The 23624-nt window shown below is 57.4% G+C and carries 16 protein-coding genes; 8 read left to right on the top strand and 8 right to left on the bottom strand.

Annotated elements, in window-relative coordinates:
- The first annotated feature begins 71 nt into the window (after positions 1 to 71).
- A complete protein-coding gene (locus VEG30_16235) occupies positions 72 to 533 on the top strand; it encodes an NADH-quinone oxidoreductase subunit I (GenBank protein HXZ81478.1) in 462 nt (153 codons plus the stop codon).
- A 35-nt stretch (positions 534 to 568) separates the two neighbouring features.
- Here the strand turns inward: VEG30_16235 and VEG30_16230 are convergent, their stop codons facing one another.
- Positions 569 to 1738 (bottom strand): agmatine deiminase family protein, encoded by a 1170-nt coding sequence (locus VEG30_16230; protein ID HXZ81477.1) that lies wholly within the window; start codon positions 1736 to 1738, stop codon positions 569 to 571.
- On the bottom strand, positions 1735 to 2643 hold the full coding sequence (locus VEG30_16225; GenBank protein ID HXZ81476.1) for a carbon-nitrogen hydrolase: 909 nt from the start codon (positions 2641 to 2643) through the stop codon (positions 1735 to 1737). The genes VEG30_16230 and VEG30_16225 overlap by 4 nt, the downstream gene beginning before the upstream one ends.
- 183 nt (positions 2644 to 2826) lie before the next feature.
- Here VEG30_16225 and VEG30_16220 point away from each other — a divergent pair, with 183 nt between their 5' ends.
- A complete protein-coding gene (locus tag VEG30_16220; GenBank protein HXZ81475.1) occupies positions 2827 to 3900 on the top strand; it encodes a deoxyhypusine synthase family protein in 1074 nt (357 codons plus the stop codon).
- 98 nt (positions 3901 to 3998) lie between these two features.
- On the opposite strand, the gene VEG30_16215 is transcribed toward VEG30_16220, so the two are convergent.
- Positions 3999 to 4547, bottom strand: coding sequence for an arginine decarboxylase, pyruvoyl-dependent (locus VEG30_16215; protein ID HXZ81474.1), 549 nt, complete (start codon positions 4545 to 4547; stop codon positions 3999 to 4001).
- Positions 4548 to 4840: 293 nt separating this feature from the next.
- On the bottom strand, positions 4841 to 5788 hold the full coding sequence (locus VEG30_16210; GenBank protein HXZ81473.1) for a LysR family transcriptional regulator: 948 nt from the start codon (positions 5786 to 5788) through the stop codon (positions 4841 to 4843).
- Between the two features lie 366 nt (positions 5789 to 6154).
- Between VEG30_16210 and glnA the strand changes: the two genes are divergently transcribed.
- A complete protein-coding gene (glnA, locus tag VEG30_16205) occupies positions 6155 to 7567 on the top strand; it encodes a type I glutamate--ammonia ligase (GenBank protein HXZ81472.1) in 1413 nt (470 codons plus the stop codon).
- A 287-nt stretch (positions 7568 to 7854) separates the two neighbouring features.
- A complete protein-coding gene (locus tag VEG30_16200) occupies positions 7855 to 10557 on the top strand; it encodes a protein kinase (GenBank protein HXZ81471.1) in 2703 nt (900 codons plus the stop codon).
- Between the two features lie 461 nt (positions 10558 to 11018).
- On the opposite strand, the gene VEG30_16195 is transcribed toward VEG30_16200, so the two are convergent.
- On the bottom strand, positions 11019 to 11252 hold the full coding sequence (locus VEG30_16195) for a hypothetical protein (GenBank protein ID HXZ81470.1): 234 nt from the start codon (positions 11250 to 11252) through the stop codon (positions 11019 to 11021).
- A 274-nt stretch (positions 11253 to 11526) separates the two neighbouring features.
- Between VEG30_16195 and VEG30_16190 the strand changes: the two genes are divergently transcribed.
- Positions 11527 to 12096: a hypothetical protein gene (locus VEG30_16190; protein ID HXZ81469.1), complete on the top strand. Its 570-nt coding sequence runs from the start codon at positions 11527 to 11529 to the stop codon at positions 12094 to 12096.
- Between the two features lie 137 nt (positions 12097 to 12233).
- Here VEG30_16190 and VEG30_16185 read toward each other — a convergent pair whose 3' ends face one another.
- Entirely contained in the window at positions 12234 to 13943 is a 1710-nt protein-coding gene (locus VEG30_16185) for an alpha-glucosidase (GenBank protein ID HXZ81468.1), read from the bottom strand.
- Between the two features lie 133 nt (positions 13944 to 14076).
- A complete protein-coding gene (locus VEG30_16180) occupies positions 14077 to 16752 on the bottom strand; it encodes a hypothetical protein (GenBank protein HXZ81467.1) in 2676 nt (891 codons plus the stop codon).
- A 150-nt stretch (positions 16753 to 16902) separates the two neighbouring features.
- Here VEG30_16180 and VEG30_16175 point away from each other — a divergent pair, with 150 nt between their 5' ends.
- Positions 16903 to 18609 (top strand): CRTAC1 family protein, encoded by a 1707-nt coding sequence (locus VEG30_16175; protein ID HXZ81466.1) that lies wholly within the window; start codon positions 16903 to 16905, stop codon positions 18607 to 18609.
- A 124-nt stretch (positions 18610 to 18733) separates the two neighbouring features.
- On the opposite strand, the gene VEG30_16170 is transcribed toward VEG30_16175, so the two are convergent.
- Positions 18734 to 20479: a CRTAC1 family protein gene (locus VEG30_16170; GenBank protein ID HXZ81465.1), complete on the bottom strand. Its 1746-nt coding sequence runs from the start codon at positions 20477 to 20479 to the stop codon at positions 18734 to 18736.
- A gap of 77 nt (positions 20480 to 20556) precedes the next feature.
- On the opposite strand from VEG30_16170, the gene VEG30_16165 reads away from it, so the two are divergent.
- Both VEG30_16165 and VEG30_16160 read left to right on the top strand, forming a co-directional pair.
- Complete coding sequence (locus VEG30_16165; protein ID HXZ81464.1) at positions 20557 to 22392, top strand: tetratricopeptide repeat protein; 1836 nt, start codon at positions 20557 to 20559, stop codon at positions 22390 to 22392.
- Positions 22393 to 22848: 456 nt separating this feature from the next.
- On the top strand, positions 22849 to 23624 hold a 776-nt coding region (locus tag VEG30_16160; protein HXZ81463.1), incomplete at its 3' end, for a carboxypeptidase-like regulatory domain-containing protein.

Genomic DNA, 23624 nt, shown 5'->3' with positions numbered 1-23624 from the left:
CTCTGCCCAATAGCCAGCCTTTGCGGGCCTGGGTTAAACTAGGCGCATAAGCATTCCAACGGGGAAACCACGTGCGGCTTAAAGAAACCTTGAAGAACGTCCTGCTGGTCGACCTGCTGCAGGGCCTGAAGGTCACGTTCCGCAACCAGAATCCGAAGGAGATCTACACCGAGCAGTATCCCCTGCAGCGCCCGCACGTCGCCGAGCGTTATCGCGGCGCACCGCGCCTGAATGTGAACCCCGACACCAACGAGACGCTATGCATCGCCTGCGATCTGTGTGCCGTTGCCTGTCCCGAGCACCTGATTGTCGTCACTTCCGAACGCAATGAGAAAACGCGCCGCAAGGAACTGACCACCTTCACCTACGACACCAGCCGCTGCATGTTCTGCGGCCTTTGTGAGGACGCCTGCCCCACCGACGCCCTGGAACTGACCCAGGACTTCGAAATGGCCAACTACTCGCGCGAAGGTGCCATCTGGGATCGCCAGATCCTGGAGCAGGGCCCCCAGCCCACCGTGTACAAGAGGTAGAAATCAGCACTCAGCCCTCAGCAGTCAATTGCTGATTACTTATTCACCGCAGGCTGCTGCTGCGTCATGCAGTGGATCGTGCCCAGTCCCCAGACCAGATCCCCGCAGTAGATGCCGATCACTCGCCGATCAGGGAAAAGCTCGGCGAGCGTGTTAAGGGCCAGCCGATCCTTGGGATCGTTGAACACCGGGACCAACACGGTCTGATTGGCGATGTAGAAGTTGGCATAGCTGGCCGGCAGGCGCTGGCCTCGAAAAATGACCGGCGCGGGCATGGGCAGTTCCACGACGCGGAAAGGCTTTCCCTGCTGATCGCTCATCGTGCGCAGCCGCTTGAGATTTTCCGCGAGCAGGCTATGATTGGGATCGGAAGGATCGGGCTCGACCGCTGTAACGATTGTGTCCCGCGCAACAAAGCGGCTGATGTCGTCGATGTGGCCGTGAGTGTCATCACCCACAATTCCGCGCTCCAGCCAAAGCACCTTGGAGATCCCGAGATAATCACGAAAAACTTGTTCCAATTGCTCACGCGAAAGACAAGGGTTGCGCTGCTGCACTTCACTGAGCAGACACTCTTCGGTGGTCAGCAGACATCCGGCGCCGTTTACGTCGATGCTGCCCCCTTCCAGCACCACCCAATGCTTGGGATTGTTCGCGGCCGTTGGTTTGATCTCCAAGATCCTCAACCGGCGGGCAATCTTGCCGGGAATCTGGTTGTCGAGCTGCCAATCGGGATACTTGGCCCAGGCGTTGAAACGCCAGTTGAGCGCGGTTAAGGATCGTTCGTATTGGGAGGGCACGGTCGAGGCTTCGAGTCGGCTTGAACGATCGGCGTCGCCAGTAACGAAAATAGCGGCGAAGTCGCGAGTCCAGACGCGGTTCGTTGGCCAGCGATGGAAGCGAATACCGATATCGCGCAATCGCTTTTCATCTGTGGCATCGACGAGTGCACCGGCCCTCGACAGTACCTTGCGAGCGCGCTCTTCTTCCGCTTCGTCGGCAACGATCAGCTCGACCCGCTCTACGCGCGCCAGGTGTCGAACAATCTCCGCGTAGACCCAGGGAATGGGCTCAAATTTTCCCGGCCAGTCGGTGCGGTTGTGTGGCCAGGCAAGCCAGGTGGCAGCGTGCGGCTCCCACTCAGCAGGCATGCGGTAGCCAACGCCCATCAAGCCGGGCGAGACCCCTCGGCGCTGCTTTCTCATGATTGGTCGAGAAAACGATGCGTAATGGGAGCGTAGCTGTCGATGCGGCGGTCTCGCAGGAACGGCCAGTTGCGGCGCACGTCTTCCATCTTGCGCAGATCAATCTCGCCGATCAGGATGTCCTCGCGATCGTGCGGCGCTTGCGCGATCACACGCCCGAAGGGATCGCTCAGGAAGGAGCCACCCCAGAATTCGAGTCCCTGACCGGGAGCCTTATTGCCTCGAACGTCGCCAGTTTCAAAACCCACCCGGTTCACTGCCGCCACATACACGCCGTTGGCGATGGCGTGCGCGCGCTGGATGGTTTGCCAGGCCTCGTACTGCGCCTTGCCGAACTCGGCCTTCTCCGCCGGATGCCAGCCAATAGCAGTGGGATAAAACAAAACCTGCGCGCCCTGCAGGGAAGTCAGACGTGCGCCTTCCGGATACCACTGATCCCAGCAAACCAGCGTGCCCAGCTTGCCCACGCGAGTGTCAAACACCTTGTAGCCGAGATCGCCGGGAGTGAAATAGAACTTCTCGTAATAAAGAGGATCGTCGGGGATGTGCATCTTGCGGTAGATCCCGAGCAGGGTTCCGTCGCTGTCAAAGACCGCCGCCGTGTTGTGATAGATCCCGGGAGCGCGCTTCTCGAACAGCGATGCCACCAGCGCGACACCCTGCTGCCGCGCAAGTTGCGAGAGCTTCGTCGTGGTCGGGCCGGGAATCGGTTCGGCAAGATCGAAGAGCGCGTGGTCTTCCCTCTGGCAGAAGTATTGAGTCTGGAACAGCTCGGGCAGGCAAACCACCTGGGCTCCCCGTCCGGCAGCTTCGCGCACCATGTCCATCGCGTGCTCCAGATTCCTGTCCGGATCGGGCGTGCACGACATCTGGATCAAGCCCACGCGAAAAACTTCTGCCGCCAAATTCCATCCTCCTCAGGCATCGAATTTTCTAGCATACCAGAGTGAATTGCGCCGGCTCCGGAGGGCGCATTCATCAGGTGTTAACAATCCGCTGAACCGAACATTGACGCGGTCATAGCCATTGGATAGCTTTGAAGTTTTCCATTTCCGGTTTGGTCGATTCTGTGGCAGGGAGGCACTCGCTTGAAGAAGAAGGCTGCTGTGAATCACGAAGGCGCGGGTATCGAACGTGAGCTGCATGACCCGGTGCGCGACAAGCTGGTTCCACTGGAGCCGATGGATCTCTCTGCGATCCATGGAATTGATGATCTGGTGCGAGCCATGGGCCGCACGGCTTTTACCGCGCGGCAGGTTGGCGATGCCGCTGATGTCCTGGAGGCGATGGCGCGCGATAAGGATTGTTTTGTAGTGATGACCCTCGCCGGCGCTATGACGGTCGCCAAGCAAGGCTTAGTGATCGCCGATCTGATCGATCACGGAATCGTGAAAGCGCTTGTCTCGACCGGAGCGCTGATGGCACACGGGCTGGTGGAAGCCGCCGGCAAATCGCATTTCAAATACGACGCCAGGATGAACGACGTCGAACTTTATGAGGCGGGATACAACCGCGTCTATGACACCCTGGAGCCCGAGACCAACCTCAACTTCGTGGAAGGGATCGTGGCGCAGATACTAGATGCCTGGGACGCCCAAGAGACGATGTGCTCGTACAAGCTAAATCGCGATGTCGGGAAATACCTCAGCGAGAAAGTGAAGGAGCGGGGGATTTTGAAGTCAGCGTACCAGAAGAAAGTACCGGTTTTTGTCCCGGCGTTTACGGATTCCGAGCTGGGCCTGGATGTCGCCTTGCACAACCGCAAAAGAGCCAAACAGAAGCGGCCGCAGATCCATTTCGATCCTTTCTTCGATCTCAATTATTTCGCTGAGACGCTGCTGGCGGAGAAACGGCTGGGAATTCTTACCATCGGCGGGGGCGTGCCGCGAAACTGGTCGCAGCAGTTTGGACCTTATATCGAATTGCGCCACCGGCGGGGCGGGGAAGATCTGCCGCTCAAGCGCTATCACTATGGGGTACGCATCTGCCCGGAGCCGGTGCACTGGGGCGGATTGTCAGGAAGTCCCTACAGCGAGGCGATATCCTGGGGAAAATTCGTCCCACCGGACGAGGGCGGCCGTTTTGGAGAAGTGTTTCTCGACGCCACGGTGGGCCTGCCTTTGGTTGCGGGAGCCGTGCTGGAACGCCTGAGAAAGAAGTAGGGTGAACTGCGCCGCAAAAACAGAACCGCAAGATCTTTCGACTCGGACGGGGATCGGTGTGACCCGTCCTCGCTCAAGATGACAGATTTTTTACCGGCCTAGCGATCGAACAGAAAGATGGCCGATGCAATCACCGTAGTCCACAAACCCCGCTTGTCGCCTACCGCGGATTGGGTCACGTTCATGGTGCGAACGATTTTGTTCGACAGACGATAGATCTGCTTTTTTTCGTCCCACGACTTGTCAGGATCGAATTCCACATTCAGCGTGGTAGCCAGCATTTCCGCAGCCAGTTCTTCGGCATAGTCGCCGGCAGCCTCTTCCGGCTCTCCAAAGGAGTGATGCTCACTGAGATAGCCATAGGTGCCGCGGTCGGCGGGTATCGCCAAGCCGATGCTGGCAGCCAGCAGGCGATGAGGCTCGCGGGTGGAGTTCTCGGCGACTACAGCAAAAACCACTTCCCCGTCCCAGAGTCGGCGCAGTCCCTCCTTGCGCGGCAGGACCTTGCAGTTCGGAGGAAAAATGGAGGAGACGCGCACCAGATTCTGAGCTGCAATGCCGGCGTCTCTAAGGGCCAGCTCAAAGGAGGTCAGACGCTCTTTGTGCTTGCCTACACCCTTGGTGAGAAAGATCCTCCGCGGGACCATGTCTTTTCCCAATTCTTAGTTCCTCCCGTGCTCATTTCTTTCAATGCTTTGGCGAAAAAGTAACACGCACAAGTCTAAAGCAGGCAAGGCAATTTTGGAGGGGGATCAAGAATTTACACCATATTAAAAGAAGCGGGCAGCGCTCATCGAGAGGCGCTAGCCTCCCTCGGTCTGTCGTCTTGAGCGAGGACCGGGAGAACCAGCCCCGGTCCGAGTCGAAAGACCTTTGCGTCTCGTTCGTGAGACGAAAGGGTGAATTCAAGACAGCTGACGCCTCCCAACCGCAACATGAGCTACTGAGACTGAGAAATACTCTCGCGTTTCGTTTTGCCGGTCCCGGCCATGGCAACGGGCTGCTCGAGCGAACTGCGGCGCACTGCAATATCGATGAAGGCGAGCGCAGCGCGGCTCAGAGCCTTGTCGCGCCGGAAGACCAGCGCCAGGTCACGCCGGATCTGGGTATCGGAAAGGGTAAGCGCTACCAGCGCCTTGGCGCGGACATCTTCCAGCACGTTCGAGCGAGGAATGAATCCCACTCCGACGTCGGCGGCGACGAATCGCTTTAATAACTCGCTGGAATCAAGTTCCATGGAAATAGTGGGAGTGAGCCCTTTCTCTTCAAAAGCCGCATCGATGGCTTCGCGCGTACGCCCCAGCTTGGGTAAAAGCAGCGGGTAATTTCCCAGTTGAGCCACGCTTACTGACTTCGTCTTGGCAAGCTCGTGTCGCGGGGCACAGATCGCCACTAATTCATCACGGTGAATAGGCACAACGGTCAATCGTTTGTCAGAGACAGGAAGTGAGACCACACCGAAATCGATGGAATTGTCGATTACAGATTCCAGCACTTTGGCTGTCTCCATGCGCCGGACTTCCACGCCGACCCCGGGATAGGACTTTTTAAACTCGGCAAAGACTTCGGGAAGGATGTGCAGGCAGGTGCCTTCATTGGCGCCGACGACGATCTCGCCGCGCGGGACGCGTTCCATCTCTGCGATGGCGGTAACGATATCGCGGCGCGACTGCACCGTGTCCTCGGAATATTTCTGGAATATCTTTCCTGCAGCAGTCAGAGAGACCCGCCCGCCGCTGCGGTCCAGCAGCTTGGCGCCGACCTCCTCTTCCAGGGCGCGGATCTGCGCTGAAATGGCGGGCTGGGTGCGGAATCGTTTTTCCGCTGCCCGCGAGAAGCTGCTCAGCCGCGCCACTTCCAGGAAGGTTTCCAGTTGATCGAAGTCCATAGCCGCAGATCCGCTGCGATATACACTTGGCCCTCCATCCAACCACGCGGGTGGACAGGAGTCGAAGCTTTGCTCGCTTGAGATTACAGGCTAACAGCCCTCAGCCAGCGGGGGCAAAGTTTCGAGAAGCGCCAACTGACTCCAGGCCGAAACGGGCAGGCGTATAAGTCACATTTATCGCTCCCATAAAAACAATCAATTTCCCACCCCACCGCGGAGCCATTTATCATCACCGCAAGCCGTGCCCTGTGCGGCCCGTTCACTACAATTCAATGTTTTGTATCCCCCGCGCTGCCCGCCTGTTAGGAGCCCTCATTGCAACGCGTAGGCATCAAATCGCGCCCTTTGCGGCGCAAGGAGAAATCTATGGCTGATCCCAAAGCCGTTTTGGACTTCGCGAAAAAAAACGGCGCCAAAATCGTTGATCTTCGCTTCACTGACCTTCCCGGTCTCTGGCAGCATGTCTCTTATCCCATGGACCAGGTGGATGAGTCCTCGTTCGAGGACGGCTTCGGCATGGACGGCTCGTCCATCCGTGGCTGGGCCGCCATCCACGAGAGCGACATGCTGCTGATTCCCGACACCTCCTGGTACATGATGGATCCCTTCAGCGAAACGCCTTCCCTGGTGATGATCTGCGACGTCATCGATCCGGTGACCAAGCAGCGCTATGACCGCGACCCGCGCTACATTGCCAAGAAGGCGGAAATGTATCTAAATTCCACCGGCATTGCCGACACCTGCTACATGGGTGCGGAAGCTGAGTTCTTCATCTTCGACAATATCCGCTTTGATCAGCGTGAGAATCACGGCTTTTATTTCATTGACGCGGAAGAAGGTCGCTGGAATTCCGGCCGCAAAGAAAACAACCTCGGATACCGCCCGCGCTATAAAGAAGGTTATTTCCCGGTTCCGCCCACCGATCATTATCAGGACCTGCGCACCGAGATGGTGCTGACCATGGAAAAGTGCGGGCTCACGGTTGAGTGCCATCACCATGAAGTGGCCACTGGCGGGCAGTCGGAAATCGATCTGAAATTCGACAAGCTCCTGGCTTCTGCCGACCACATGATGCTCTACAAATATGTGGTGCGGAACGTCGCCTACCAGTACGGCAAGACCGTCACCTTCATGCCCAAGCCGCTCTTCCAGGATAACGGCAGCGGCATGCATACCCATCAGTCGCTGTGGAAGGGCGGAAAGCCGCTGTTCGCCGGAGAAGGATATGCGGGATTATCGCAGCTCGCGCTGTGGTACATCGGCGGGCTGATTAAGCACGGTCCGGCGCTGGCAGCCATCATCGCTCCCACAACGAATTCTTACAAACGCCTGGTGCCGGGGTTTGAAGCGCCGGTTAATCTGGCGTACTCGCGGCGCAATCGCTCGGCGGCATGCCGTATCCCGATGTATTCGGCGTCACCCAAGGCCAAGCGCGTGGAGTTCCGCCCGCCCGATCCCAGCTGCAATCCTTACCTGGCGTTTGCGGCCATGATGATGGCGGGCCTGGACGGCGTAGAGAACAAGATCGATCCCGGTCAGCCGCTGGATAAGGACATCTACGACCTTGGTCCAGAGGAGCTGGCCAAGGTTCCGTCGATGCCGGGATCGCTGGAAGACGCCCTGAACGCGCTGGAACGCGACAATCAGTTCCTGCTCAAGGGCGATGTCTTCACCGAAGAACTGCTGAAGACTTATATCGACTACAAGCGCGACAAGGAAGTGAACGCCGTTCGCCTGCGTCCGCATCCCTACGAATTCGCGTTGTACTACGACATCTAAGACTCTCGAACTCTCGTCTTTGAAAGCCCGGCCGCTGTGGCCGGGCTTTTCTTTTAAAAATCGGTCCTTGTGAGCAGTTTCCGCCCGGCGTAGATCTTTTAGACCCTTCGAATTGGTCCGGGATCCGTGAATTCCCTGATATGCGAAGGGGAAGTTACAGTTTCGTAAATTCCTGGAATCTCCGGTTGGCCCGCGGTTTCTTGCCACATCTTTCAGTGACGCCAAGTACTGATTTCTGAGCAGCAACTGCTTTACCCTGCGAGCCGAGACGGGGGAATGGTCTGCCTATGATCGGCGAAGGGCTCGAGCATTATACGGTCCTGGACAAGCTCGGCTCCGGTGGCATGGGTGTTGTCTATCGCGCCCGCGATCAGCGGCTCGAGCGCGACGTGGCAATCAAATTCCTTGCGCCCGAACTGCTGGACGCCCGCGGCTCGGCCCGTTTCCATCGCGAAGCGCAGGCACTAGCCGCTCTCAATCATCCCAACATCGCCTCGATTTACGCCCTCGAAGAGATCAATTCATCCGCCGCCCTGGTGATGGAACTGGTTGAGGGTCCCACGCTGGCAGACCGAATAAATGCCGGGAATATTCCGATCGAAGAAGCCTTGCGCATTGCGCGGCAGCTCGCGGAAGCCCTCGAGTGTGCGCATGAGCGTGGCATCATCCACCGCGACCTCAAGCCCAGCAACATTAAGCTGAAGCAGGATGGCACCGTAAAGGTCCTGGATTTCGGGCTGGCGAGATTTCTTGATGCCGAGGACATCGAAGGCCGCCGGCAGAAAGATACAGGCCAGCGCGACCCGTCCACGACCGCAAGCGATCTGACGTCGCGCCCCGGCATCGTTGTTGGCACCCTCGCCTACATGAGCCCTGAACAGGCGCGCGGTTCTAAACTTGACGCCCGTTGTGATATCTGGGCCTTTGGCGTGGTTCTGTACGAGATGCTGACCGGCCGCTGCGCATTCAAGCGCGCATCCTCCTCCGACACAATCGCGGCCGTGATAAAGGAAGAGCCCGATTGGTCGGCGCTGCCGGCAGACATTCCGCCCTTGGTTTTGCACTTGCTGCGTCGATGTCTTGCCAAGGACCCTCGCGACCGTCTCCATGCCAGTGGCGATGCGCGGCTGGAGATCGAAGAAATATTGTCGAAGCGGGAGTCTGCCGATGATTCCGCCGCGCACCTTGCCAAGGTCGCCTTTCGACGGCGACCGTTACCTTGGGTTCTGCTTGCACTCGTGCTGATCGCGACAGCTCTGTTGCGCTGGGTTCCCCAGCGCGATCAGCCAGGATTGAAAGTCTCGGCGCGCTACACCATCAATTTGCCACGCGATGCTCCGCTCGCACCCGCCTCGGCCATGCCGCTTGCCGTGGGCCGGGCCTCGCTGGCCCTTTCCCCGGACGGCGCCAGCTTGGTGTACGTGGCTTTCGTTGACGGGAATACCCAGCTATATGTTCGCGACATGCAGCGGGCTGAATTTCGCGCGCTTCCCGGCACTGCGGGCGCTCACAGCCCATTCTTTTCCCCCGACGGCCGGTGGGTCGGCTTCTTTGCTCACGACAAGTTAATGAAAGTCTCTCTCACCGGAGATCAACCAATCGTCCTATGCGGCGCCACACTGGGCTTCGGCGGTAGTTGGGCAGCGGATGGTCAAATTTATTTCTCCACGGATTACTCCTCCGGAATATTTCGAGTTCCAGAAACCGGAGGCTCGCCCAAGACAGTCACCGGCAATAACTGGCAGTTCACGCCCAGCATATTTCCTCACGTGCTCCCCGACAATCAGGGAGTGCTCTTCAGTCTTCCGACCTTCACGCTGGGCGTTTATGACTTGCGCAGCCGGAAAGCAAGCGCCCTCCTCTGGAGTGGAACATTTCCCCGATTCTTGCCCCCCGGACATATTCTGTTTGCACGTCGAGGCACCCTGCAGGCTGTGCCTTTCGACGCACAGAAACTCAAGCTGACTGGCCCGCCAATGCAGTTTCTTGATGGCGTTCGTACGGAACGGGATGGCGCCGCGCAGTTCACATTTTCCGCCGACGGCACCTTCATTTATGCCTCGGGAAGCGACGGAGCGGTGGGCTCGCTGGTCGCGGTCGATCGCAATGGGAGCAGGCGGTCGCTGCAGGGGCCGGTTGGTGACTTCAGTGCCTTCCGCATCTCGCCGGACGGTACGCGCGTGGTTATCCCAATCAATACACTCACTGGGACCGACATTTGGCTCTACGACACAGCTCGCGGAACCACCACCCGGCTCACCTCGGACGAGCGGAGCAGTTTTCCAATCTGGGCCCCGGATGGCCATACCATCTATTACGTGAGTTGGCGCAGCGGAATTGCAAACCTGTATCGACAATCAATTGATGGCGGCGAGAGTGTCCAGGTCACCCACTGGGCGAAAGGTTTCAAGGGTTCGCCTTTGGGTGTATCTCGCAATGGCAAGTGGCTGTTGGTTATGAAACTCGGGGACGAAACCAGGGAGGACCTCTGGATATTGCGCCTTGCGGAAGATGACGGCTCGACAGCGGTCTCGGTCGAGGAGACTCCATTCCTGACTAGCAGTTTCAGTGAGTGTCTCGGCGATCTCTCACCTGATGGACGCTGGGCGGCCTACACCTCCGACGAGTCCGGAGGCTGGGAGGTTTATGTCACTTCTTTTCCCCATGCCGGCGAGAAGATCAGAATTTCAACCAATGGTGGCGAGGAGCCCCTCTGGTCCCCCGATGGTCGCGAACTCTTCTATCGCTTCGGCACCAGGTGGTTCGTCACCGAGGTCACGACTGGCGATCGTTTCACCGCCAGCAGACCACGGCTTCTCTTCGAAGGTCCTTTTGCCAACGTCCCAGGCCATTCCTACAGCGTTGCTCCGGACGGAAGCCATTTTCTGCTGGTCGAGGGCGTGGACCAGACGAAGACCCTCACTGAACTCAATGTCGTGACGAACATTTTCGATGAAGTTAATCGCCGGATGACCTCGTCGCAGCGCTGAGCAAAGTCGCCTCGGCTTCAGCCGAATTCCATCTGGCGAGATGCCCTGGGTTCAGGGTAGTTGAATATTGATCGTTGACACCGGCGGGCCGGCGGCCTATAACCTGCGCAAATCAACTCAAGACCCACACATCAGGCAGGTGATACATGCTGGCTCAAGGAGCGCACACTGTCTTACGGTTTTTCAAGATCCAGTTTCTGGGCAATTGGATCCGAAGCAGCCTGCTGAGTGCCTTCGGGTATGCGGGAACGGAGCCATTGAATACATTGCTTGTCGTCGTTGAGGATGCGAACGCGAATTTAACGACATACTGGTTTGAGTTGAAACCCAATATCGAAGTCTGGATCTCGGAAGCTGGTCATAACGAGGTCCATATCCCGGCAATCTGCGTCAAGAGCCAACCAGGCGATCAGACACGCTGTCACGGCTGAGGATGTCGGAATCGCCGCACCGAGTGCCGGTCATTCCTGATCCTGCGCGATGACCTCGGCTTCCATTTTCAGTTCGGAGATGCGGCGGAGAAGGCGAATGCGTTTCTGCTCCAGGCTCTTGCTCTGCACGAGAATCTCATCCAGCCGATTCGTGAGTTCGTCAATTTCTTCATGGATTTCGAGCAGACGGTCCCGCGCTCCTGAGGAAAGTTGGTCTGTGGAGGCGCTAGGATCCGATCCTCTATTTTGATCGTCCGCCATCATCGAGCAGCGTACTTCTCACCCTGCAAACGAGCAACGTAGCCGAAGTACAGTGGCTTGCCGATGATGGGGTGCGCCCGCGAGTGTGCCAGCGTCGCTCAGGCGGGTTTTCCCTCGGCTGCACAAACAAACAGACCCGGCCTGTTATGGCCGGGTTGGTGTTTGTAGGGCGTCTGGTTGGACGCGGTTCAGTCGCCTGGTTGGGCGAATTTAGCTGGGTGGACTGTTTCTTCCATCCGTGCCAGATGGTGCCGCGGGCGTAGTGCTCTGAGGTTGAGTGCTGGGCGACTGGGTGCCGGGCGAAGTCTCGGGAGACAGCGTTCCGGGCGTGCTTCCTGGCGTGGCAGGAGATAACGTTCCGGGCGTCGTTCCCGGAGTTGCAGGTGGCAGTGTGCCTGGTGTGGTTGTCATCGGCGCACTCTGCGGTGTTGCGCTACCCGCAGGAGGAGTCGCGGTGCCGGCTGGTGGAGTCGCAGGTCCAGCCCCGGGTGTAGCAGTTCCTGCCGGTGGAGTCGCGGTTGATGGAGTTGGGGTCGCCGTTCCTGTGGGCGAAATGCCAGTCCCAGCAGGAGGGGTAGCTGTTGACGGCGCGGGAGTCGCGGTTCCGGTGGGGGATCCAGCCGTGCCCGCTTGCGGTGTAGCCGTTCCCGCGGGAGGCGTTGCAGTTCCAGCCTGGGGTGTTGCCGGACCGGTAGCGCCCGACATGCCGGTACTTCCGGCCCTGGTTTGGGCACCCGCTATTGCCGCGCAAAGCATCACGGCAAATACCAACGTCATGGTTGATCTCATGAGTACCTCCAACTATCGGCTGAACCTCGTGCAAATGTGCTGCCACTGGCTAAGCTGAGAGGGTGAATAGGGAATCGTCACAGGCGAAGCACACGAATCGTGGAGAACTTTCCAATCCGCGGGTAATAAGGGCTAAGGTGTAGTCCTTCGCAGCTGCTGGAGCAGAAAACCCGCTAAAGGATTTTCTGCCGCCATCTACCTGATCTCCCCTATATAGGCTCCAAAAGCCGGAACCGTCATTTCCTTCGTCTTGCTCGTTGGCGGGGCTTCATAAGAAGCAAGCAGAGTTTTGACGGTGGTGCCACTCACCTGCTGGCCCCTAAGATCAAGCTTCACGGTTTGAGCTGAACCGCTCATGTTCAGCACCACCAGCACATTCTGTCCCTTGTAAGAGCGCAGATAGGCCAGCACGTTGGGATCGGTCTCGTTGAGCGCAACATATTTCCCATCGAGCAGTACACGATTGTTGTGACGCAGCGTGAGCAGGCGCTGGTAATAGTTCAGGATTGAGTTGGGATCTTTCTTCTCTGTCTCGACGTTGTATTGCTTGTAGCGCGGGTCCACGGGATTCCAGGGAATCGCCTTGCTGAAACCGGCATTCTCGGCGGGGCTCCATTGCATGGGCGTGCGTTCGCCATCTCGCCCCTTGTCCTCCGGCCAGCTCCGGCGGCCGGCGGGATCTTTCACGTCCTCCTTGCGCTTGGGATCGTTGTTTTCCATGCCAATCTCTTCGCCGTAATACATGATGGGAGTGCCCCGCAGCGTGAGATAGAGTGAGGCCATGAGCTTGGCAATCTGATCATTGTGCTGACCGTCGCCGTAGCGGTTGTACACCCGACGAATGTCGTGATTGCTGAACACGAAAATGGGCCAGCCCCCGGCGCCGTCTACCGCTGCGATCTGGCGGCGGAATTCCGATGGGGACAATCGGTCCACCTTGGCAAACATGAAGTCCATGGGCATATGCAGCTCGTTGCCGTGTTCGCCGTAGTACTGCTTCAATTCGTTGATGTCGTCGGTCCAGGTTTCGCCAATCAGCACCGCATTGTATTCGTCAGCCACGGCGCGCAAGCGCTGCAGCGCGGCGTGAACTTCGGGAAGCTTCTTGTTGTAGATCCTCTCGTCAACCGGGTCGCCGTACTTGCTCAGCTTTCCGGGAGTAACGGGGTTGTCCTTCAGGTTGGGATCTTCAAACAGCGTATCCACCGCGTCCAGGCGGAAGCCCGCGACACCACGCTTGTACCACCAGCGTGAAACGTCAAAGATCGCCTTCTCGACCGCCGGGTTGCGCCAGTTAAGGTCTGGCTGCTCGACGTAAAAATAATGGTAGTACCACTGATTCGTCTTAGGATCGAACTGCCAGGCAGAGCCGCCGAAATCCGAGATCCAGTTATTCGGTGGCTGGCCAGGCCCTTTGCCATCACGCCAGATATACCAGTCGCGTTTGGGATTAGTGCGCGATGAACGCGATTCGATAAACCAGGGATGCTTGTCTGAGGTGTGATTAACCACCAGATCAAGAATAATGCGGATGTTTTGCTGGCGGCCCTCCGCAATGAGCCGGTCCATGTCTTGCAAGGTGCCGTATTGCGGATCGACATTCTCGTAGTCGGACACGTCGTATCCGAAATCCACCTGTGGTGAGGGGAACATGGGTGAGATCCAGATGGCATCGACGCCAAGCCAGCGCAGGTAGTCGAGCTTGGAAGTAATGCCGGGTAGATCCCCGATGCCATCGTTGTTGCTGTCGGCAAAGCTCCGCGGATAGATCTCGTAGAAAACGGCGTGCTGCCACCACTGGTGCCCTTCATCATCAATGGCTTTTGTCTGCGCGATCAGGGATTGAGGGAAGAGAGTGGAGCAGAAAACGATGAAAGAGAAAATCGTTAAGTCAGCTTTGCGCATTGGGGCCTCCCACACGAGTTCACGAGCCGCTAAAGTTTCACATCTCTTGGCCTCGGCAGCCAGCCCGTGGTGACTTTAACAGGACCGTGCTCGTCGACAGAATGCATAGATGCTTCGTTCAGCATGACCCAATTCATCGGGCACTGCTGCCTGCCGGCACGAATTGAATTGTGACCTGCTGCTGAATATATTCAGCAGGCGAGGCGGCAGGGAACGAAACCGTCAAAAAATCCTTTCCGTCGCGAGTCTCACGACGCCCGCCGTCAATGTTCTTGATTTCCTCTGCACCCCTGATTGGGAGCACGTAGGTATCGCCGGCCAGGCCGGCAAGTGTGTATCGCACCTGATTGTGATCCTGGCTCCAAGATTCAGATACGACTTTCAGATTTCGGCTCCTGCCCCCTGCTTCTGGCAGCGCTACCGGCACGGCGATGCCGAAATCGTGCCGCAACCGGATGCGAACCGTAGTCGGTCCGCCAAACAACGGCACCCGCACCTGCACGTGCTGATCGTTCAGGCTGGGGTGCATCTTAAAAGGAACCGGCCGATCGTTGATCTCGGCCCCGCTGACTTCAGCGCGCAGACTTATGGCAGGAGCGAATTCGATGGCGCCCCCATCTTGACCGCCACCCGAGCGTCTCACCTCAAGTTGAATGACCTGGTTCGCTCCGCCAGTCGCATCTGCAGCCGCGGAGTAGGCCAGATCGATCGAACCCTCGCGCAGCCTCACGTTGCGCATGGTAAAGGAATTCCAGTCCGCCGGAACGTGGGGCGCAAGGCTCAACGTGTTGGACGCAGCATCCCGGGACAGCCCCATCAAGCCACGCAAGAGCGGCGAGATCACCATGGCCGCGGACCAGATCTGGTGGGGAGACGCGATCGAGTGCTGCTGAAAAAATTCGCCCGAGAGAACTTCCGTGGTGTGTCCGGGCGCACTGCCCTTGAGTGTGAGCAGAGCATTGGCGCGAAGGTTCTCAAAACCCTGAAGCGGTCGGTGATAGCGATACGATCCCACCGAGGCCCAGCCCGTAAAAAGCGGCCACACCGCGCCATAGTGATATCCCGAAGGATCGTATTTATCGTAGCTGGAGGACACAATGCGCATCCCCCAGTCGGCGAGATGGTCGGCGCCCGAGATCGCATCGATCATCTGATTTGATTTTGCCGGATCCAATACGCCCATCCACATGGGAACCATTGCCAGGACACTTGGAATGGCAATGGCTTTGCCGTCGGTGCCAATCGCGAAGGCGTACTGGCTTTTGTCCGCGACCCAGAATCTCGAATTCAATGCTGATGAGCGCTGACTGAAGTTCGTTTCTAACTGGCGGGCAATATCTGCTTTGCCCGTAAGCTTGGCCAGATTCGCCAGCGCGCGCAGTGACTCTAGCGCTAATCCGCTCTGGTAGAGTTCGCTGCGCACAGGTAGGAGAGGTCCGCCTTCCACCCATCCGTGCCCGATGCCTTCGTTTCGTGGAAAGCCTTCGCTGTCATTGGTGGATTCCAGGAACTGATGAGCGCGCCAGAGATTGTCCCAGTGATCGCGTGCGAAGGCCACGTCGCCGCTTTGGCTCACATAGTCATCAGCGGCGATGATGAGCAATGGCGTGGCATCGGCGGATGCGAAGCCGTAGGGAAATCCCTTGAACCAGTTGACAAAGGACGCGCTCTGCGAGATCTCGTGAGGGACTTTGCCGTCTTCGCGCTGGTACTTCATGATGAATTCCAGCGCTTGGCGCGTGTTGGAAAAATCGCCTTCAGCGGTGAGGGCGAGATCTGTCCACTCCGAGTCACGTCCGAAGAACCAGGCGAAGCCCGGACGAGCAGTTTCGCCCGAGATGCGATAGCCGGCGACCAATCCAGTCCCGAGATAAGGATTTCGCACCATTCCCTGCACCACGCTGACTCGCGCCCAATCGTAAGCCTGCTGGAGCTCACGGTCCGGAAGCTCAACTGAGACTGTGTGATCTAGATAGTCACGATAATAGGCAGCAGACTCTGCCTGCAGCTGCTCGGCAGCGTCCAGCAGATGTTTGTAGGTGCTTTCCGCCTGGCTGCGTCCCTCGACCGAGCCGGCGATCACGATGTAACGAACCGAACGTCCCTTGCTGACCTGCTCCAGGCGAAATGCGGTCGTGAGATTCATGCCGTAGTTGGTGACGTACTCACGCTGCAGCTCGCTGGACCTGGGCGATCCTACAACCGCAAAAAATTTCTGCTGTTCTTCTCCCATGACAAAGGCGCTGAGATCGCGGTCCCAGAATTCGTAAGTCCCACCCAGCCCGGCGGGCCACATTAACTGGAAGTCACGTGTCAGCCTGGCTTCGATCGCGAGCGGAATATAGCTGTCGATCTCCAGCCGAATAATCACGCCCTTCTCATGGACAGGCACAAAGATGGTTTCGCGCACGTTGAATTGATCGTAGGCGTAGAGGATCGTTGTGGATTCCGGCCGAACGGTAACGGTTCGTGCAATCGCACGGCCAGGGATCAGCCCTTCCTGCAGCCGGAATGCAAGGTGGAAATCGCGGAAGATTTTTAACGGATAGACCCAGGCCTCGAAGGTGCCGTTTTCGTAGCCAAAAATTCCCGCGCTCTGTCCAACCGCGGATAAGAAATTCCAGGGCTGAACGGCGTGCGTGAGTTCCAGAGGCTGCGCTGTTTGCCTGGGCTGGTCAGCAGCAGATGCGGGGCTGAGCAGGGCGTAAATCAGCACCAGTAGAGCCAACGAGAGAGAAATTCCTTGCAGGCGAGAGTCAATGCCGCGAATCGGCGACGTGACGGCGGACTTGAAAAGCGGTGCCTTCATCAGAAAGAATAGCGGCGAATCATAGCACGCGAGAAAACTGGGTCACCCTTGTCCTTTTCCAGACGCTCATTCCTCCGTTCCCTCAGCCGTTCCGCAGCTGTACTCACACTGGAACAGGTCTTATCCACGAGCTTCGGACTTGGAAAAAGATTGTGGGCGCAACAGGCGCCCGCTACCAAGGCGGAAGAAAAACCCTCGCTGGATGTGAGTTTCGTGAACGTTGCCCGCGAAGCCGGCCTGAACACCAAGACCATTTTCGGTGGCGAGCACAAGAACAAATATTTGCTGGAAACCACCGGCTGCGGCATCGCCTTCTACGACTACGACAATGACGGCTGGCTGGACATTTTCGTAGTTAACGGCACGCGCTTAGAAGGATTTCCTAAAGGGCAGGAGCCAGTCTGCCATCTCTACAAAAATAATCGCGACGGCACATTCACCGACGTGACGCAGAAATCGGGCCTGGCGCGTTCCGGCTGGGGGCAGGGATGCTGCATCGGCGACTATGACAACGACGGCTGGGATGACCTGTTCGTCACCTACTTCGGTCAGAACGTTCTCTTTCACAACAACGGCAATGGAACCTTCACGGATGTAACTGCGAAGGCTGGGCTCATGCAGAACAAGACCCGCTGGAACAGTGGCTGCGCTTTTGTGGACTACGACCGTGACGGTCATCTTGATCTGTTCGTCGCGAACTACATCGATCTCGATCTGGCGACTGCGCCCGTGCCGGAATCGGGGCCCTGTCTGTACAAGGGCGTGATGGTGGCATGCGGGCCCCCGGGACTGCCGGGCAGCAAAAACATCCTCTATCACAATAATGGAAATGGCACGTTCACCGATCTTTCGGAGAAGGCTGGCATAACTGTCGCCAATGGAACTTATGGCCTGGGGGTGCTCACCGCCGATTTCGACAACGATGGCTGGCCTGACATCTATGTGGCCAACGACTCCACCGCCAGCGCCCTTTATCACAACAATAAGGATGGGACATTCGTGGATATTGCGCTCGATTCCGGAGCCGCGCTTAGCGCTGACGGCAAGCCGCAGGCGGGCATGGGCGTTTCAGCTGCCGATTACGATGGCGACGGAAACCTGGATATCGTCAAAACGAATTTCGCCGGCGATACGCCCTCGCTCTATCGCAATCGTGGCAACAACCAGTTTAGTGACGAGACGTTTTCTTCCGGCCTGGGCGCGAACACGCGCTTCCTGGGATGGGGCGTTGGCTTCATTGATTATGACAACGACGGCTGGCCAGACATTTTGATCTGCAACGGACACGTGTATCCAGAAGTCGAGCAGTTAAAGACAGAAGCGGGATACGCTCAGCGAAAGATCCTTTATCACAATTTGAGAAATGGGAAGTTTGATGATGTTTCCATGCGTGGCGGACCGGGAATTACGCAGGAAGTACCGGCACGAGGCGCGGCCTTTGGCGACTTCGACAACGATGGCGACATGGACGTGGTCGTCAACTGCACGAATGAGGTGCCGCAGCTTCTGCGCTGTGATTCGCATACCGGCAATAGCTGGATCAAGGTGAAGTGCAAGGGGACGAAGTCGAATCGGAGCGCGATCGGCGCCCGCCTGCGCTGCGTGACGCGTGCCGCGGACGGCGCGACGCATCAGCAGCTGGACGAAGTGCGCAGCGGCGGCAGCTACTATTCGCAAAACGATCTGCGAATCCATTTTGGCCTGGAGAAAGCCAGCAAAGTCGACCTGCTTGAAATCCGCTGGCCGACGGGAGTGGTGGAGACGTTTAAAGACCTTGCGGCGAACAAGCTGTATTTGATCGAGGAAGGGAAGGGCTCGGTGAAAGCGCTGGAGTTGGAGGCGGCGCGGCGGAAATGATCACCAAGGCCACGAAATCTGTCATCTTGAGCGAGGACGGGGAGTAAGGGTCCCCCGTCCGAGTCGAAAGATCTTGCGTTTTTTTCCTCTGTCTTGGAAGCTGACTTCCGCCAATCTGAAAAAATCACTGGCCCGACCTGTCCGTTTTGTCAGCACTCGCGCCGCTGCCTTCTTTGATCGTGTGAATCGCATCCACCTTCAAGTCAGTGAATCGCTCGATCAATCCACTAGGCCAGCGGATCTCAACCGAATCGATTTTTGTAGCAGAACCCAGTCCAAAGTGCACCCGCATATCGCTATTGGAGTTGTAGCTCGATCCGCTGCGGACCTCATCGACCCACTTGCGGGCTCCAGCTTTCACCGTGATGCGCGCTCCGATGCCGTCGCGATTGGATTTCGTACCCACCATCTTAAACGCGATCCAGTGATTCGGATATTTCTGCTGATTCGCCAGCAGACTCACCGGCGCATTCATACTTGTAATCACTGCCGACTGGCGTCCATCGTTCCACAAATCGCCGACCGCTAAGCCGCGTCCGGAAGAAGCCACCTTGAAAGCCGGACCTGCCCGGTCGGAAACATCCTGGAATTTTCCCTGCCCTATATTGTGATACAGAATGCGAGGTTCTTCGTAATCACTTCCTAAATGATGAGACTCAACCTCCGGATAAACGTGCCCGTTTACAACCATAATGTCAGGCCAGCCGTCGTTGTCGAAGTCCAGGAACATCGCTCCCCAACCCAGGTATTTCGTATTGAGCCCGAGACCGGCTGCAAAAGTCATATCTGTAAACGTGCCGTTGCCGTTGTTGTGATAGAGCGTTGAGGTATCGTCAGAGAAATTCGTCTTGAAGATGTCGAGGTTGCCATCGCCATCATAGTCGGCGACCGTCGATCCCATGCCCGCCTGCTCGCGGCCATCTTCATTAAGCGCGGCGCCGGCGGTAATGCCGACGTCGGTGAAACTGCCGTCGTGATTGTTGTGATAAAGGATGCTGGGCGTGCTGTCGCAGGCCACGTAGATGTCGGGCCAGCCATCGTTATCGTAGTCGAGTGGCGAAACACCTAGGCAGTAATGGCCCGCAGTCTTGTCGATGCCAGCTTTGGTGGTGACGTCCTCGAAGCGGCCGTTGCCGAGGTTGTGATACAGAATGTTTCGCGCCGGCTTCAGCCCGCGCGGACCGCACATTACGGGGACGCCCTTCCATAAGCAATATGTCCCCTCGCCAGGCTTGGGTGCGGTTTTCAGGTCGAAGTCGACGTAGTTGGCGATCACCAGGTCGAGACGGCCATCGCGGTCGTAGTCCACAAAAGCGCAGCCGCTGCCCCAATCCCTGCCGCTTCCTGCTACTCCGGCGAATTCGCCAACCTCCTTAAAGGTGCCGTTGTGTTCGTTATGATAAAGCAGGTTCTTGCCGTAATAAGTGACGTAGAGGTCATCCCAGCCGTCGTTATCGTAGTCGCCCACGCAGACACCCTGGCCCCATCCGCTGGCGGCCAAACCGGCCTTCTCCGTCACGTCAGTAAAAGTGCCGTCGTGATTGTTGTGATAAAGATGATTCGTGGGCGCCTTCCCCTTGGGAAAACCTTCCAGCGTTGTGCCGTTTACAACGAAGATATCGGGCCAGCCATCATTGTCGTAATCAAATATAGCGACGCCAGTCCCGGTGGTCTCGATGATGTACTGTTTGCTGGTTTTGCCACCGAACGTAGTGGACATCTTCAGGCCGGCTTTTTCAGCAATATCGGTGAAGTTGGCGACTGACCTGCCATCCGATGCAGCCTGCGTCCATGCCCGCGCAGGCCATGCCAACCAGGAGAGCATCAGCAGGATTGCTGGAATTAGGGAGTTCAGACCGGAAGTAAGCAATCCAGGCTCGCTGAGTGAGGACCTACCACCAAAACAATATGCGTACCATATGATAACGTCAAAGCGCCCGGAGCGCGATGGCGCCTAATCCCCACGCGGTGGTAGCTCGGTCAGAGAGAGCAGTGCGGTTCCTATCTACACTGAAATCTGGACGGATCAAAACTTCCTGGATCTGGATATGCGCGCTTCTGGCTTACTCTTTGGCGTCGGGATCGCCTGAATTCAGCCAGGCGCAAACCACCTCGCGGGCGGATGCCGCTTTAAGTCGGGGAATGGCGGCACTGGCTGGGAAAGACCTTAAAGCGGCTCGAGCCGCCTTTGAAGAGGCGGTGAAATTAGCGCCCGGCAACGCACGGGCACAAAACTACCTCGGTTCGGTGCTGCTGGCGCAGGGAGAAGCTGAGCCCGCTATCACCCACCTCCGTAAAGCTATCGTGCTGAACCCTCGCCTCGCCGAGGCGCACGCCAACCTGGGCATGGCGCTGGCGCAACAAGGGCAAATCCACTGGGCCATCGAGTCACTGCAAAAGGCCATCGCTTTGGAACCACGCAATCCTGATGTGCATGCAGCCTTGGGCCGGACCTACAGTTCGGCTGGTCAACTCCAGGAGGCAACCGAGGAACTCAGCTCGGCAGTGAAGATTGCGCCCCAGCGTCCCGATTTACACGATCAATTGGGTGTGGTCCTGATACAGCAGGGACGAGCCGATGAGGCCGCCTCCCATTTTGCAGAATCGGTCAGATTGGATTCGAAATATGAACCGGGGTTTTTGCGTCTGGGTGTTCTGCGTTATCAGCAGGGAGCTCTGGACGAGGCGGAGTCGCACCTGCGCCGGGCGGTGGAACTCAATCCCAACGACGACGTTGCGCAGTACTACCTTGGAATGCTGTTGATGGAGCAAAAGCAGCAGCAGGAAGCGCTGAAACACTTTCAGAAAGCGGCCGAGCTGAATCCGAAGTCAGCGCAATACCAGACGCAGTACGGGTTGCTGGCACAGCGTGTCGGGGAAACAGACAAAGCCATCGCCGCCTTTCACAAGAGTCTTGAGCTGCAGCCGGCAAATCCTGAATTTCACAACAATCTGGCTCTCGCGTTACTCCAGAGCGGCAAAGCCGACGCCGCGGTGGCGGAGTTTCGAGAAGCGCTGCGGCTGCGTCCAGATGACGCCGGGTTTCGCGCCAACCTGGGCACCGCCTTCCTGCAGAAATCAGATTTCGATGCCGCAATCGAGCAATTTCGCAGCGCGTTGCAAATGGCGCCGGATCGTGCCGATCTGCACTACAACTTGGGGCTGGCTCTGAAGTTAAAGGACCAGTTGCCGGAGGCGATCGCCGAGTTCAAGAAAGCGTTGGACCTGGATCCCAATCTGTCGGATGCCAACTACACTCTCGGCGTCACGCTGTGGCAGAAAGGAGATTTCCCCGAAGCTGCTGCAGCCTTGCGAGCGGCTATCGCCGCCCGTCCCGACTATGCCGAAGCTCATTACACTCTGGGTACCGTCTTAAAGCAGATGAACAAGCTCCCAGAGGCCGCAGCGGAGCTTCGAGAAGCCATCCGGCTGCAACCCGACTTTTTGGGAGCGCACACCAACCTGGCTGCGGTTCTACAACAAATGGGAGATCCCAGTGGGGCCGCCGAGCAGCGAAAGACCGCAAGCGAGATCATGAAGTCCAAAACCAATCTCCAGGGGGCAACCTTCAACACCAACTCCGGGATTCGCCTGCTGAACATGGGGGATATCGATGGGGCCATTGCACAATTTGAGTCCGCAATCCGACTGGCGCCCGACTATGCGCCGGCTCACTATCAATTAGCCCTGGCTCTGAAACGAAAGGGTCGCTCGGATGAGGCGCAAACAGAGTTCTTGAAAGCCGAGAAACTCGATCCCAGTCTGCAGCCACCTCCCCACTAACAAGTCCGACAACCACTGTTCTGATGTCTACCAGATTTCGGAGGTTCGACCGAATGGCCTCCATTAATCCGTAGACTTTCCACGCGCGACTGTTCCAAGTTAGAGGAATAAAGGCAGGAGGGTTTGGCCCGGTGCCTGCAAGGTAAAGGCAAAAGCCGGAACTGGCCTAAGGTTTAGCTTGACAAGCGATTCCAGCGGAGTAAACTTTCGGCCAAATTTTAGGGGTCATCAAATTTTAACAATATAGTTTTGCCAGGGAGATCTCCCCATGCGGTCTGCTTTGTGGAGTGAGCAGCGCGTATTCACAGCAGGAAATCTTTTTGCCAGATTAGTTTCATTTTTTGTCTGCCATTCAAAACACTTTTTGTTTGCTAATAACCGATCCAAGCCTTGATCGGCAAGGAGCAAGGCTTGGGATACAAGCAACCTTCCTTTTACCAGGGAAAGGAAAAGACAATGGCCAGACGATTGACGATCGCAGTTTTTTTGGCGGCGCTGGTAGTGCTGACTTCTGCGCCCTCTTCCGCACAGGCTGTTTATGGGAGCATCTTCGGCACCGTCACTGATCCTTCGGGTGCGGCAGTACCGAACGCCAAGGTTACGGTAGTTAACGAACGCAAGGGAACCACTGACGAAGCCACTACCAACGATACCGGCAACTACTCGGTGACCCACTTGATTCCTGACATCTACTCCGTTCGTTTTGAGGCTCAGGGGTTCAAGACGCTCGAGCAGAAGAATGTCACGGTGTCGGCCGACACCGGTTCTCGCTTAGATGGCCAATTTTCTTTAGGTGCAACCACCGAGGCGGTGGAGGTCAGCGCGGAAGCGCCGCAGTTGAAGACCGATCGCGCCGACGTGGCCACCACATACAACGAGCAGTATGTCGAAAATCTCCCGATCTTGAACCGCAACTTTACGACCTTCGAGTTACTGTCTCCCGGCACGCAGAAGCTGGTCGGCTGGAATCATGCCTCCACGGAAAACCCACAGGGCAGCCAACAGATTTTCGTGAACGGGCAGCACTTCAGCGGCACAGGCTACGAACTGGACGGCACCGACAACCAGGATCCAATCCTCGGGATTATCGTTATCAACCCCAACCTGGATGCCATCACCGAGACCAAAATGACGCTGTCGAACTTCGACGCGGAGTTTGGCAAGGCGGTGGCTGGGATCGTCACCGTACAGACGAAGTCGGGCAGCAACAGCTTCCACGGCGAAGGTTTCTG

Source organism: Terriglobales bacterium (assembly GCA_035624455.1).
In the GTDB taxonomy this organism is placed as follows: domain Bacteria; phylum Acidobacteriota; class Terriglobia; order Terriglobales; family Acidobacteriaceae; genus DASPRM01.
Note: the sequence above shows the minus strand (reverse complement) of the source record. Positions and strands in the feature narration are given on the sequence as shown.

Coding starts and splice junctions, on each gene's coding strand:
- glnA (HXZ81472.1), top strand. CDS start 6,155: ATGGCTGATCCCAAAGCCGTTTTGGACTTCGCGAAAAAAAACGGCGCC.
- VEG30_16185 (HXZ81468.1), bottom strand. CDS start 13,943: ATGCGCAAAGCTGACTTAACGATTTTCTCTTTCATCGTTTTCTGCTCC.
- VEG30_16210 (HXZ81473.1), bottom strand. CDS start 5,788: ATGGACTTCGATCAACTGGAAACCTTCCTGGAAGTGGCGCGGCTGAGC.
- VEG30_16200 (HXZ81471.1), top strand. CDS start 7,855: ATGATCGGCGAAGGGCTCGAGCATTATACGGTCCTGGACAAGCTCGGC.
- VEG30_16180 (HXZ81467.1), bottom strand. CDS start 16,752: ATGAAGGCACCGCTTTTCAAGTCCGCCGTCACGTCGCCGATTCGCGGC.
- VEG30_16215 (HXZ81474.1), bottom strand. CDS start 4,547: ATGGTCCCGCGGAGGATCTTTCTCACCAAGGGTGTAGGCAAGCACAAA.
- VEG30_16165 (HXZ81464.1), top strand. CDS start 20,557: ATGGCGCCTAATCCCCACGCGGTGGTAGCTCGGTCAGAGAGAGCAGTG.
- VEG30_16230 (HXZ81477.1), bottom strand. CDS start 1,738: ATGAGAAAGCAGCGCCGAGGGGTCTCGCCCGGCTTGATGGGCGTTGGC.
- VEG30_16195 (HXZ81470.1), bottom strand. CDS start 11,252: ATGATGGCGGACGATCAAAATAGAGGATCGGATCCTAGCGCCTCCACA.